Origin of the sequence: Paraburkholderia sp. (genome assembly GCF_004298475.1) — a bacterium.
GTDB lineage: Bacteria > Pseudomonadota > Gammaproteobacteria > Burkholderiales > Burkholderiaceae > Paraburkholderia > Paraburkholderia denitrificans.
Genome location: NZ_SCRP01000037.1, coordinates 90,451 through 103,137 on the forward strand (window position 1 = coordinate 90,451; position 12,687 = coordinate 103,137).

A 12,687-nucleotide genomic window follows, 5' to 3' on the forward strand; every position below is an offset into this window, starting at 1 on the left:
CAAACAAGTACGCCATTGTAAACGCTCGGCCAATGCGGCGATGAACTGGTTCTCCCGGGCGATGTCCGCGCGCCTTGACGTGCAGTCCGCATGAGCGCCGTCACCTGCCACCCGCGCACGGTGTACTGGCGCAAATTTTTGTATATACTGCCTCGTTTCATCGGCGGCATGGACGTGCGCCGATGAACCACTTACAACGCCGGAACCGGCTCTGATCGGTATCCAGCGCGGTATCCGGCGGATATCCAGCTGTATCCAGCGGTATTCAGCCCCTTTTTCAAGCCTTCGCAAGCCAGCGCCGATGAGTGACATCGCCAAACCCGATGCGATCAGTGTCATCGTCATCGTCAAGAACGAAGCACACGATATTCGGGCGTGTCTTGCATCAGTCCAGGGCTGGGTCGACGAAATCGTCGTGCTCGACTCGGGCAGCACGGACGGCACCCAGGCAATCTGCCGCGAGTTCGGCGCCACGGTCGTCGAAACCGACTGGCCCGGCTTCGGGCCGCAGAAACAGCGCGCGCTCGAAACGGCGCGCGGACCCTGGATTCTCTCGCTCGATGCCGACGAACGCGTTCCCACGGCGCTGCGCGATGAAATTCTGGCGAGCGTGAAAGCGAATGCCGCCGACCTGTTCCAGTTGCCCCGCCGCTCGAACTACTGCGGACAGTGGATACGCCACTCCGGCTGGTCGCCCGATTATGTGACGCGGCTCTTTCGTCGCGACGCCGCCCGCTTCTCGAACGATCTCGTTCATGAACGCGTGCTCTACTCGCCCGATTCGCGTATCGCCGCGCTTCGCGAACCATTGCTTCACTACAGCTTTCGCGACTTCTCCGACGTGCTCGGCAAGATCGACAGCTATTCGACCTATGGCGCAACGCAGGGCGCGGTGCGCGGCAAGCGCGGCAGTCTCGGCAAAGCACTGATGCACGGGTTCTGGACCTTCGTGCGCACCTGGATCATCCAGCGCGGGTTCCTTGACGGCAAGATGGGCCTCGTGCTCGCGATTTCCAACGCCGAAGGCACCTACTACCGTTACCTGAAGCTGATGCTGCTCGATACGAAACAGCCAGCCGCTGCCGCCCCCGGTGACCGCGCGAGTGGCCGATGAACGGGCCACGCGACATGCTGATTTCCGTGGTCGTCAGCACTTATAACCGTCCCGACGCACTTGAGCGCGTACTGACCGCCTGCACCGCGCAGACCGACACGAACTACGAAATCATCGTCGCCGACGACGGTTCAACCGACTCGACGCGCGAGACCGTTGTACGCTGCGCCCAGGCCAGCACGGTACGCATCGAACACGTCTGGCAGGAAGACGACGGGTTCCGCGCCGCCGAGATTCGCAACAAAGGGATTGCGAAGTCCCGTGGCGACTACGTGATCTTTCTGGATGGCGATTGCGTTCCACAGCACGACTTCGTACAGCGACACCGTCGACTCGCCACCGAGCGCGTCGTCGTCACAGGCAGCCGGATTCTGCTCGACGAAACGCTGACGCAACAGGTCATCGGCCAGAAGCTCTCGTTGCCGGACGAAGGCATCGGCTTCTGGGCACGGCAGCGCATGGGCGGCCATGTCAACAAGATCGCGCCGCTCTTCATCAAGCTGCCGGACCACCCATGGCGCGACATCGACCAGTTCAAATGGCGCGGCATCAAGAGTTGCAACATGAGCGCGTGGCGCTGCGATCTGGAGCGCGTGAACGGTTTCGACGCCAGCTTCGTCGGCTGGGGGCACGAGGATGCCGATCTCGTGATCCGGCTCGCCAACTGCAACGTGCACCGCAAGCTCGGCGCATACGCCACGGAGATATTCCACCTGTGGCACCGGGAGCAGCCGCGTACGCAGGAAAGCTCCAACTATGAGCGCGTCAAGGCGCGCATCGCGGACGGCACGGTGCGCGCCGCGCGCGGCCTGGCGGAACTGCCGCTGTAGACGGCTTGCCCCGGTGCATGGCAAGTCGCCACATGATCCGACCGAAACGCTGCTGCGGGCCCAAGCCAGTCAGTACACGATCTCGATAGCGCTGCCGGCCAGTTCGCTGCGCAGCGCCGCGAGCAGGTCGTCGGTGGGTTTGACGCGCCATGCGTCGCCCAGCCGGACCTCGCCTTCCGCGCGTTCGTTGCGATAGGCGATCTGCACCGCAAGCCCGTTCGGAATCACCGCGTGGCTGCGCTCGCGATCACGGCCGTAGCCGCCACCCTCGCGGCCGCCGCGAGTGCGCGCGGGCTCGGCGGGCGCGGGTAGCGTGTCGTCGGGCTTCGCGCGATGCGCCTCCAGCACGGCGCGCAGCGCATGCACGTCGGCATTGCCGTTCACCTGCAGCTTCACGGCCTGGGCATAACGGCTGCGCGCGCGCTCCAGATCCATCACCGTGTCCACGGTGAAGCGGATGCCGCCCGTGAAGGCGTCGTTGCGCGCGCCGCCCTGCACGACCAGCAATTCGTCTTCCTTGAAAAGCGCCTTGTGCGCTTCGTACTGCTCGTTGAAGACCGTCACTTCGCACTGGCCGGAGCCGTCGTCGAGCAGCGCGATCAGCATCTTCCCGCGCTGGGTCATCTGCGTGCGCAGCGACGCGATCACGCCCGCGATGAGCTTGTCGCGCCCTTCCTTCAGCTCGCCGATCTTCTGGCGCACGAAGCGGCGCACTTCGTCCTTGTAGGCGTCGAACAGGTGCCCGGAGAGATAGAAGCCGAGCGCCCCCTTCTCTTCCTGAAGCTTGCGTTTTTCCGGCCAGGCCGGTTCGTCGATGAGTTCGTGCGCGGCCAGCGGCGCATCGCCCATGTCGAAGAGGCCCGCCTGCATGGCGTTGGCGCTCGCCTGGTCGGCGGCTTCCATCGCGAGCGGCACGGACGCGAGCAGTTGCGCGCGATTCGCGTGGAGGGCGTCGAACGCGCCCGCGCGGATCATCGCTTCGATCGTGCGGCGGTTCACGACGCGCCGGTCGATACGCTCGCAGAAGTCGAACAGATCCTTGAAGAGTCCGCCTTCTTCACGCGCACGTAAAATTTCTTCGATGGCGTTCTGGCCGCTGCCCTTGATTGCCCCAAGGCCGTAGCGGATCGTGCGCGAGCGCGCGCCAGCGACCGCGGGATCGAAATCGGCGACCGGCTCGAAGCGGTACGCCGACGCATTGACGTCGGGCGGCAGCACCTTCATGCCGTTCGCGATGCAGTCCTCGAAGAGGATCTTCACCTTGTCGGTGTCGTCCATGGCGAGCGACATGTTGGCCGCCATGAATTCCGCCGGATGGTGCGCCTTGAGCCATGCGGTGTAGTACGCCAGCAGCGCGTAGGCGGCCGCGTGCGACTTGTTGAAGCCGTAGCCCGCGAACTTCTCCATCAGGTCGAAGATCTCGTCGGACTTCTCGCGCGTGAGCCCGTTCGTCGCCGCGCCCTCGGCGAAAATCTCGCGATGCTCCGCCATCTCCTCGGGCTTTTTCTTGCCCATTGCACGGCGCAGCAAGTCGGCGCCGCCCAGCGAGTAGCCGCCGATGATCTGCGCCATCTGCATCACCTGCTCCTGGTAGACCATGATGCCGTAGGTCTCTTTCAGGACGGGTTCGACGCGCGGATCGGGATATTCCACCACTTCGCGGCCGTGCTTGCGCGCGCAGAAGCTCGGGATCAGGTCCATCGGGCCCGGCCGGTACAGCGCCACGAGCGCGATGATGTCCTCGAAACGGTCGGGCTGGGCGTCTTTCAGCATGCCCTGCATGCCGCGGCTTTCCAGCTGGAACACCGCGACCGTGTTCGCCTTCTTGAGGATCTGGAACGACGGCGCGTCGTCGAGCGGCACCTGCGCGAGCGACCAGTCTTTCTTCGATGGGTCGAGCCTGCGGATATAGCGCTCGGCCCAGTCGAGGATCGTCAGCGTCGTGAGGCCCAGAAAGTCGAACTTCACGAGGCCGACGGCTTCCACGTCGTCCTTGTCGTACTGGCTCACGACGCCGCTTTCGTCGCCCTGCGTGTAGAGCGGGCAGAAGTCCGTGAGCTTGCCCGGCGCGATCAGCACGCCGCCCGCGTGCATGCCGACGTTGCGCGTGAGGCCCTCCACGAGCTGCGCGAGGTCGAGCAGCTGGTGCACTTCGTCTTCGTTGTCGTAGCGCTCCTGCAGGAGCGGCTCTTCCTTCATCGCATCGGCGATGGTGACGTGCTTGCCGGGCTTGAACGGGATGAGCTTCGCCACGCCGTCCGTGAAGTTGTAGCCGAGGTCGAGCACGCGGCCGATGTCGCGCACGGCCGCCTTCGCGGCCATGGTGCCGAACGTCGCGATCTGGGACACGGCGTCCGCGCCGTACTTCTCCTTCACGTACTGGATCACGCGGTCGCGGCCGTGCTGGCAGAAGTCGATGTCGAAGTCGGGCATCGACACGCGTTCCGGATTCAGGAAACGCTCGAACAGCAGGTTGTAGCGCAGCGGATCGAGGTCGGTGATGCCGAGCGCGTACGCGACGAGCGAGCCCGCGCCCGAGCCGCGGCCCGGCCCGACCGGCACGCCGTTGTTCTTCGCCCAGTTGATGAAGTCCGCGACGATCAGGAAGTAGCCGGGGAAGCCCATCTTGACGATGGTTCCGCACTCGAATTCCAGACGCTCGTAGTAACGCGCGCGCTCCTGCTCACGCTCCGCTTCGTCCGGGTACAACTGCACGAGGCGCTTTTCGAGCCCCTCTTTCGAGAGCTGCACGAGGTAGTCGTCGAGCGAGAGGCCGTCCGGCGTCGGGAAGAGCGGCAGCTTCGGCTTGCCGAGTTCGAGCGTGAGATTGCAGCGCTTCGCGATTTCGACCGTGTTCGCCACCGCCGACGGAATATCGGCGAAGAGCGCCGCCATTTCCTCTTGCGACTGGAAGCGCTGCAGCGTCGTGAAGCGCTTCTGGCGGCGCGGATTCGCGAGGATGTCGCCCTCCGAGATGCACACGCGCGCTTCGTGCGCGGTGTATTCCTCGGCCTGCATGAACTGCATCGGATGCGTGGCGACCACCGGCAGGTTCAGGTCCGCCGCCAGCGCGACCGCCTGCTGGACATACGGTTCGCCGCCCGGCTGGCCGCAGCGTTGCAGTTCGATATAGAAGCCGTTCGGGAACAGCTTCGCCCAGCGCTGTGCGTGACGCTTCGCGCTTTCGGTGTTGCCCGCCGCGAGCGCGAGGCCGACATCGCCCTGTTGCGCGCCCGAGAGCGCGAGCAGCCCCTCCCCGAGGCCCCCTTCGAGCCATGCAACATCGATTTCCGCGCGGCCGCGGTGCTGGTTCGTGAGCCACGCCTTCGACAGCAATTCGCAGAGGTTCAGGTAACCGCGCTTGTCCTTCACGAGCAGCAAGAGACGCGAAGGCTTGTCGCGGTCGTCCGGATTCATGACCCAGACGTCGCAGCCGGCAATGGGTTTGATCCCTTTGCCGCGGGCTTCCTTGTAGAAACGAACGAGGCCGAATGCGTTGGCGAGGTCGGTAAGCGCGAGCGCCCCCTGGCCGTCTTTCGCCGCCGCCTTGACGAGGTCGTCGAGGCGCACGATGCCGTCGGCAATCGAAAATTCGGAGTGGATGCGAAGATGAACGAAGCGGGGATCTGACATGGGCGCCATTGTAACTCCAGCCTCGCGCGAATTCGGACCGCCCGGGCGGCGTTGGCCGTCTGGACAAGCCCTCCCAGGCCCGCGGGCAAAGCCGGCTGAACCTGGCTGAACCTGGCCGGACCTGGACCGGGCGCCACGTCGCGAAGCAGGGTTGAGAGATAATGCCGAATTGCGCCCGCCGCCCGGTCTACCTCCCAAAGCCGGACGCCGCGGGCAAGTCTCTCCGGTTTTCCCCCATGCGCATCCTCAATCTCTCCGCCTACCAGTTCGCGACACTCGACAAACTCGCCGAATGGCGTCCGCTTGTGCTCGAACGCTGTCAGTCGCTCGATTTGCGGGGCACGATCCTGCTCGCGCCGGAGGGCATCAATCTGTTCGTCGCCGGCGACGAAACCGCCGTGCGCGCCTTCATCGACTACATCCGGCACGATCCGCTCTTCGAAGGCAAGTTCGCGACGCTGCAGTTCAAGGAAAGCTTCTCGGAAACGCGCCCGTTCAAGCGCATGCTCGTGCGTCTGAAGCGCGAGATCATCACGATGAAGAAGCCCGCGATCCGCCCCGAAGCAGGCCGCGCGCCATCCGTCTCACCGGTCACGCTCAAGGCCTGGCTCGATCGCGGCCACGACGACGAGGGCCGCCCGGTCGTCATGCTCGACACGCGCAACGCTTTCGAAGTCGACGTGGGCACATTCGATCAGGCGCTCGACTACCGCATCGGCAAGTTCAGCGAATTCCCCGGCGTAATCGAGGCGAACCGGGCCGATCTCGAAGGCAAGACCGTCGTGTCGTTCTGCACGGACGGCATCCGCTGCGAGAAGGCCGCGATCCACATGAAGGAAGTGGGCATCGAACACGTCTATCAGCTCGAAGGCGGCATTCTCAAGTACTTCGAGGAAGTGGGCGGCGCGCATTATCGCGGCGACTGCTTCGTGTTCGACCAGCGCAGCGCGCTCGATCCGCAACTCGCGCCGTCCCCCACCGTGCAGTGCCGCTCGTGCGGCGCGGCCGTGACGCCCGCCGGGCTGGCGTCGCCGCTCTATGTCGAGGGCGAGACCTGCCCCGCCTGCCATCCGGCGCGCGAAGACGACGCTGGCGCTTCGGCGCAGGCCAGTGCAAGCCCACAAGAGCGCCTGAGCCCGCACGAGCGTGACTGACACCCGCCGCGCGGCACCGTCCGGCCCTCTGCCCTATCGCGGACGCTTCGCGCCCTCGCCGACCGGCCCGCTCCATTTCGGCTCGCTCGTCTCGGCGCTCGCGAGCTGGCTCGACGCGCGCGCGCACGGCGGCGCGTGGCTCGTGCGCGTCGAGGACATCGACGGCCCGCGCACCGTGCCCGGCACCGACCTCGACATCCTCGCGACGCTCGAACGCTTCGGCTTTCACGCCGACGAACCGCCCGTCTGGCAAAGCGCGCGGATCGAGCGCTATCGCGCGGCGCTCGACGCACTGGTCGCGGCGGGCCACGCCTATCCGTGCGGCTGCACGCGCAAGGAAATCGCCGATTCGCAACTGCACGCGCATCAGCGCAACACCACGCTGATCTACCCCGGCACCTGCCGCAGCGGCCTGCACGGCAAGCCCGCGCGCGCCTGGCGCCTGCGCGTGCCGGATTACGCACACCCGGACGCACACGCGGACACACATACGGACACACATACGGACAAACATACGGACAAACATACGGACAAACATGCGGACGCGCCCGCGCACGCAGCCGTGATCCGCTTCGACGATCGCTGGCAAGGTTCGCAGTCGCAGAATCTTGCGACCGAAGTGGGCGACTTCGTGCTGCTGCGCGCGGACGGGCAGTGGGCGTACCAGCTTGCGGTGGTGGTCGACGACGCCGAGCAGGGCATCACGCACGTCGTGCGCGGCGCGGACCTGCTCGATTCGACGGCGCGCCAGATCTGGCTGCAACGCTGCCTTGGCGTGCCGACGCCCGCTTACCTGCACGTCCCGGTCGTGACGAATGAGGAAGGCGAAAAGCTGTCGAAGCAGACCGGCGCGCAGGCGCTCGATCCCGAGCGCCCGCTCGATGCGCTCATCGCGGCTTCCCGGCATCTGGGGCTCGCGCTGCGCGACCCGGCGTCAACGTCGCTCGAAGCATTCCAGGCCGACGCCATCGACGCCTGGCGGCGCAGGCTCGCGCAATTGCCGGCCGCCTGAACGCAGCGACGCGAGCGGCGCCAGCGGCAGATCAGGGCGCGCAAAAACGAAACGGCGCGTCAGGCATCACGCCGGACACGCCGTTTGTCGGTGTGTTGATCAGCCGAAAAAAATCAGTTCGACGACGACGAAGGCTTGTTGCGCCACGACGCGCCGAGCCCGCCCAGCAGCGCGGCGAGCGGCTGCTTCGACTGCGGCTTTTGCGGCGCGCCGTTGTTCGACGCGGAGAGATCCTCGGCGGCCTTGCGCGCCACCGGCGACGGCTCATAGGGCTTCAGGAAGAAGTCGTCGACGGGCTGCGCGCGATGATGCGGCCGCTCGTACGACGTCGTGCGGCGATGGCCGTGCGTCGGGCGCTCGCCACGTTCGCCGCGCTCGTGGCGCGGGCGGCTGCCGCCGTCGTGATGCGCGACCGGCGTATCGACCGTGAGACGCTCGACGGGCAGCGAGCGCTTGATGAGCTTCTCGATGTCGACCAGCTGCTTCTTCTCGTTCGCGCTGCACAGCGAGAGCGCGTCGCCCGACGCACCGGCGCGGCCCGTGCGGCCGATGCGGTGCACGTAGTCTTCGGCATTGAACGGCAGGTCGAAGTTGATGACGGCGGGCAGTTCCGCGATGTCGAGGCCGCGCGCGGCCACGTCGGTCACCACGAGCGCTTCGATGTCGCCGCGCTTGAAGGCGTCGAGCGCCTGCATGCGCTCGCTTTGCGAGCGGTCGCCGTGAATCGCCGCGGCGACGATGCCCTGCTTCTCGATCTGGCGCGCAAGACGGCTCGCGCCGATCTTGCTGTTGCAGAACACGATGACCTGTTTCAGGCCGCGCTCGCGGATCAGTTGAACGACCGCGCCGGTCTTGTCGCCCTCGGCGACTTCGAAGACGATCTGCGTGACGTTCGTGGCCGTCGAATTGCTGCGCGCGACTTCGATGGTCTGCGGCGTGCGCAGATACGTGGCGGCGAGCTTCTTGATTTCCGGCGAGAACGTCGCCGAAAAGAGCAGCGTCTGACGCTCCTTCGGCAGCAGATTCAGGATGCGCTGCAGGTCCGGCAGGAAGCCCATGTCGAGCATGCGGTCGGCTTCGTCGAGGACGAGCATCTGCACCTGGCCGAGGTTCGTGGTCTTTTGCTGGACGTGGTCGAGCAGGCGGCCCGGCGTCGCGATCAGGATTTCGACGCCGCGGCGAAGCTCGTCGGACTGCGGATTCATGTCGACGCCGCCGAACACCACCGCGCTGCGCAACTGCGTGTGCCCGGCGTACGAGCGCACGTTCGCGGCAACCTGGTCGGCCAGTTCGCGTGTGGGGGTGAGGATCAGCGCGCGCACGGGATGGCGCGCGGGCGAGGCGCTCGTGTTCGCGCCGGGCAGCAGACGCTGGATGATCGGCAGCGAGAAGCTCGCGGTCTTGCCGGTGCCGGTCTGCGCGGCGCCCATCACGTCGCGGCCTGCGAGGACGACGGGGATCGCCTGCGCCTGGATCGGCGTAGGCGTCGTGTAGCCCTGCTGCTCGATTGCCTTCAGGATTTGGGGTGCAAGGCCAAACTGGTCGAAGGTCGCAGTGGTGGGCTTGACGTCGGTGTCGGACATGGTGGCTTCGCTATAAAGGCCGGTACTCACGGCCGGGCGCCTCATCAGGACGAAATCGCGGGACGAAGTCGCGGGGCGCAGTCGTGGGACACAGTCGCAACTCGCGGCCCGGCGGGCCGCAAGGAGTACGCCTGGCAAAGGTCACCGGCGTACAGCCGGGGTAACGCTTCCGCACCGGCAGTCCGGCTCGGAGGCTGGGATGCGCGCACTACGGCTGTATACCCTGCGCGCGCCAACCCCGGCTCTCATCCGGCAGCCACGGCGGCCTGATGCGGCCGGCGCACCTCGCCGAAAGCGCGGTATTGTAGCACCCTGGCATAAATCCTGATGGCAGCGCGCCCGGGCTTCTGCGCGCGAGCGCCTGCGCGAGCCCGCAGGTCCTCGGGTTCGCACAGCGCCGCCCGAATCCTCCGCGCAGCCGTGCCGCATATTACCGGCCCAACATGACGGAAAATCGTCGCTCGCGAGGCGAGTCTGCCGAGCCGGTCTGACTAATCGGTCTGACGAATCGGCCTGACTTCAGCGCATGATCGTCGCGCAACCGGCGAGAATGGGCGGCGCATTTTCGCCAGCCGAGGCGTCGTAGAGATCGGCGCGCGGGCCTTTCGTCCACCAGGTATAGCGGCCAGCCTGATATTTCACGCCCGACGCCGCAATGGTTTCGACCAGCAGCAGACGCTGTCCCTCCACCGGCACCACCGCAAAGCTCTGGCCGTTTTTCGTGTTGATATAGGCGACCTTGAAGGTCCTGCCGTTCGCGCAGGTGTAGCTGAACGCGTGGCGGGCCTGCGTCTGGATCTCAGGAACGTTCAGCGGCGCAGCCTGCGCTTGCGCCATTGCGCCGCAGGCCAGCGCGAGGCTTGCTGCGCGAAACGCCCAACCCGCAATCCGTTTGTTCTGCATGGGTTTCTCCGTGAGTGACGACGTGCGCCGCTTACGGGGCGGCACGTCAGGGATCGATGATGTCAGCGCAGGCTTCGGTCGCGCGGCGCGGGCATGGCCCACGACCGGCACGATCTTCAGCCCCGCCGACGCTATGCGGCTCGGCTCAGCTCGGTGCGATGCAGCACGGCGCGGCCTGTGCGCGACTCGCCGCGCCCTGCTGGCGAACATGCGCTGCGCGTCACTCCGAGCGCAGCGCCCTGAGCAGCTTTGCGACGCTCGGTCAGTCGCGCAGTCAGTCGCTCATTAAGCTCATTAAGTCACGCAGTCAGCCAATCAGCCCCGGGCTCACTCCGCCACGCTGCCCGACACCGGCTGCACCGCCGCTGCCACTGCGCGGGCACGGGCGCGCGCTTCCTCGATATCGGCGCCGGTCGCGAGCGCAACGCCCATGCGGCGCTTCACGAAGCTCTCCGGCTTGCCGAACAGACGCAGATCCGAACCCGGCACCGCAAGCGCCGCCGCAACGCCTTCGAACGCGATCCCGCGCTCCTCGCGCCCGCCGTAGATAACGGCCGACGCACCCGGACCGCGTGCCGTCGTATCGACGGGCAAGCCGAGGATCGCGCGCGCGTGCAGTTCGAACTCCGAAAAACGCTGCGACGCGAGCGTGACGAGCCCGGTGTCGTGCGGACGCGGACTCACTTCCGAGAACCACACTTCATCGCCGCGCACGAACAGCTCGACGCCGAAAATCCCGCGCCCGCCGAGCGCCTCGGTCACCTTGTGCGCGATCTCGCGCGAGCGTTCGAGCGCCTTCGGGCTCATCGGCTGCGGCTGCCACGATTCGACGTAGTCGCCGTCCACCTGCAAGTGGCCGATCGGATCGCAGAAATACGTCTCGACCTGCCCGCTCGCCGGATCGATGGCGCGCACGGTCAGCAGGGTGATCTCGTAATCGAATTTGACGAAACCCTCGACGATCACCCGGCCGTAGTTCACGCGCCCGCCCGCGAGCGCGTACAGCCAGGCGGCTTCGACGTCGGCGTCGCTGCGCAATACCGACTGCCCCTTGCCCGACGACGACATCACCGGCTTCACGACGCACGGGTAGCCGATATTCGCGATGCCCGCCTTCAGTTGTTCGAGCGAATCGGCGAAGGCGTACGGCGACGTGGCAATGCCGAGTTCCTCGGCGGCGAGGCAGCGGATGCCCTCGCGGTTCATCGTGAGCTGCGCGGCGCGCGCGGTCGGGATCACCTCGGCGACACCGGCGGCTTCGACGGCTGCGAGCGCTTCGGTGGCGATGGCCTCGATCTCGGGCACGACGAGATGCGGGCGCTCCGCGTCGATCACCGCGCGCAGCGCCTGCGGATCGGTCATGTCGACGACATGCGCGCGATGCGCGACCTGATGGCCCGGCGCGTTCTCGTAGCGGTCGACGGCGATCACTTCGACGCCCAGGCGCTGCAGCGCGATGATCACTTCCTTGCCGAGCTCGCCAGCGCCAAGCAGCATGACGCGCGTGGCCGAGGCTGACAGCGGCGTGCCGATGCGGGTGCCGATCTGCATGATGTCTCCAGAATAACGATGGTGCTGCTCCATACGAGCGAGCGCCGATGTTAACACGCAGCCCAGGCGGCGCCGCAGCAGAGAGCGCACCGCCGTGGCACGCAGGCGCTGACCTGCGCGTGCGCTTCAGCATGCTTCAACGTGCTTCGGCCTGCCTCGACGTTTGGCTCGCGCGCATGGCCGCTACTGCGTTACGCTTACGCCTTCGCCGATTACCAGGACCGAAGCGATGTCATTTCGCCTGAGCACGCGCCCGCACGGGCACCCTACCCTGCGCCTGATCGCATCGCGCGCGGCGCCGTTCGCACTCGCGCTGATGCTGGCTGCGTGCAAGATGCCCGTGCACACGGACGCTTCCGCGCCGCCGTCGGATCCGTTCATCCCCGCCGCCACGCAGTTGCTCGACAACACGAAATGGCAGCTCACCGAATGGAAGGAGGCTAACGGCACGCTGCGTACGCTGCCCGGCGTGAGCGCCTCGACGGCCGCTGCACCCGCCGCACCCGCCACGTCAGCCGCCGCAGCGGCAGCGAACCCGATCACGCTCGAACTGTCGACGGCGACCGGCCAGCGCCACGCCAGCGGCTTCTCGGGCTGCAACCGCTACGCGGGCGCCTATGCGCTCAAAAACGGTCTCTTGTCGTTCGGTACGCTCGCGGGCACGCGCATGGCGTGCATCGGCACAGGCGGCGACGTCGAGGGCGCCTACCTCGACGCCCTCAGCCGCATCGCGCGCAGCGGCATGCAAATGGACGCGCCACAAGCGCTGCTGTTGATCCTCGACAACGGTGACCGCCTGACCTTCACGCATCCGGCCGACGCCGCACCGGCGGCCCAGCCGAAGCAGTAATCGACCCGCGACCCACCCGCAACCAACGCGCGATTGAACCGCGATTGAACCGCGATT

9 protein-coding genes and 1 pseudogene are annotated in these 12,687 nt (G+C 66.5%); 5 read left to right on the forward strand and 5 right to left on the reverse strand.

Annotation, left to right across the window (positions count from 1 at the left end):
- The first annotated feature begins 301 nt into the window (after nucleotides 1-301).
- Entirely contained in the window at nucleotides 302-1,114 is an 813-nt protein-coding gene (locus EPN59_RS19560) for a glycosyltransferase family 2 protein (protein WP_293038440.1), read from the forward strand.
- Nucleotides 1,111-1,944 carry a glycosyltransferase family 2 protein gene (locus tag EPN59_RS19565; RefSeq protein ID WP_293038443.1) on the forward strand — a complete coding sequence of 278 codons (834 nt, stop codon included), beginning with the start codon at nucleotides 1,111-1,113 and terminating at the stop codon, nucleotides 1,942-1,944. Before EPN59_RS19560 ends, EPN59_RS19565 begins: the two co-directional genes overlap by 4 nt.
- 69 nt (nucleotides 1,945-2,013) lie before the next feature.
- Here EPN59_RS19565 and dnaE read toward each other — a convergent pair whose 3' ends face one another.
- The gene (gene dnaE / locus EPN59_RS19570; RefSeq protein ID WP_293038446.1) at nucleotides 2,014-5,586 is read right to left on the reverse strand and encodes a DNA polymerase III subunit alpha; all 3,573 of its coding nucleotides are present in this window, start codon (nucleotides 5,584-5,586) and stop codon (nucleotides 2,014-2,016) included.
- Nucleotides 5,587-5,813: 227 nt separating this feature from the next.
- Here dnaE and EPN59_RS19575 point away from each other — a divergent pair, with 227 nt between their 5' ends.
- Nucleotides 5,814-6,731, forward strand: coding sequence for a sulfurtransferase (locus tag EPN59_RS19575; RefSeq protein ID WP_293046635.1), 918 nt, complete (start codon nucleotides 5,814-5,816; stop codon nucleotides 6,729-6,731).
- Between the two features lie 28 nt (nucleotides 6,732-6,759).
- Nucleotides 6,760-7,743, forward strand: coding sequence for a tRNA glutamyl-Q(34) synthetase GluQRS (gene gluQRS, locus EPN59_RS19580; protein WP_293038452.1), 984 nt, complete (start codon nucleotides 6,760-6,762; stop codon nucleotides 7,741-7,743).
- A gap of 113 nt (nucleotides 7,744-7,856) precedes the next feature.
- On the opposite strand, the gene EPN59_RS19585 is transcribed toward gluQRS, so the two are convergent.
- The 4 genes and pseudogenes from EPN59_RS19585 to purT all read right to left on the reverse strand — a co-directional run bounded on the left by EPN59_RS19585 (nucleotide 7,857) and on the right by purT (nucleotide 11,780).
- Nucleotides 7,857-9,326: a DEAD/DEAH box helicase gene (locus tag EPN59_RS19585; protein WP_293046641.1), complete on the reverse strand. Its 1,470-nt coding sequence runs from the start codon at nucleotides 9,324-9,326 to the stop codon at nucleotides 7,857-7,859.
- A gap of 519 nt (nucleotides 9,327-9,845) precedes the next feature.
- On the reverse strand, nucleotides 9,846-10,229 hold the full coding sequence (locus EPN59_RS19590) for an MliC family protein (protein WP_293033757.1): 384 nt from the start codon (nucleotides 10,227-10,229) through the stop codon (nucleotides 9,846-9,848).
- Between the two features lie 46 nt (nucleotides 10,230-10,275).
- Nucleotides 10,276-10,379: pseudogene (locus EPN59_RS19755) on the reverse strand (DUF6726 family protein); the annotation flags it as partial.
- Nucleotides 10,380-10,556: 177 nt separating this feature from the next.
- Nucleotides 10,557-11,780, reverse strand: coding sequence for a formate-dependent phosphoribosylglycinamide formyltransferase (gene purT, locus EPN59_RS19595; protein WP_293033759.1), 1,224 nt, complete (start codon nucleotides 11,778-11,780; stop codon nucleotides 10,557-10,559).
- A gap of 229 nt (nucleotides 11,781-12,009) precedes the next feature.
- Between purT and EPN59_RS19600 the strand changes: the two genes are divergently transcribed.
- Nucleotides 12,010-12,630 carry an META domain-containing protein gene (locus EPN59_RS19600; RefSeq protein ID WP_293033761.1) on the forward strand — a complete coding sequence of 207 codons (621 nt, stop codon included), beginning with the start codon at nucleotides 12,010-12,012 and terminating at the stop codon, nucleotides 12,628-12,630.
- Nucleotides 12,631-12,687: the final 57 nt, after the last annotated feature.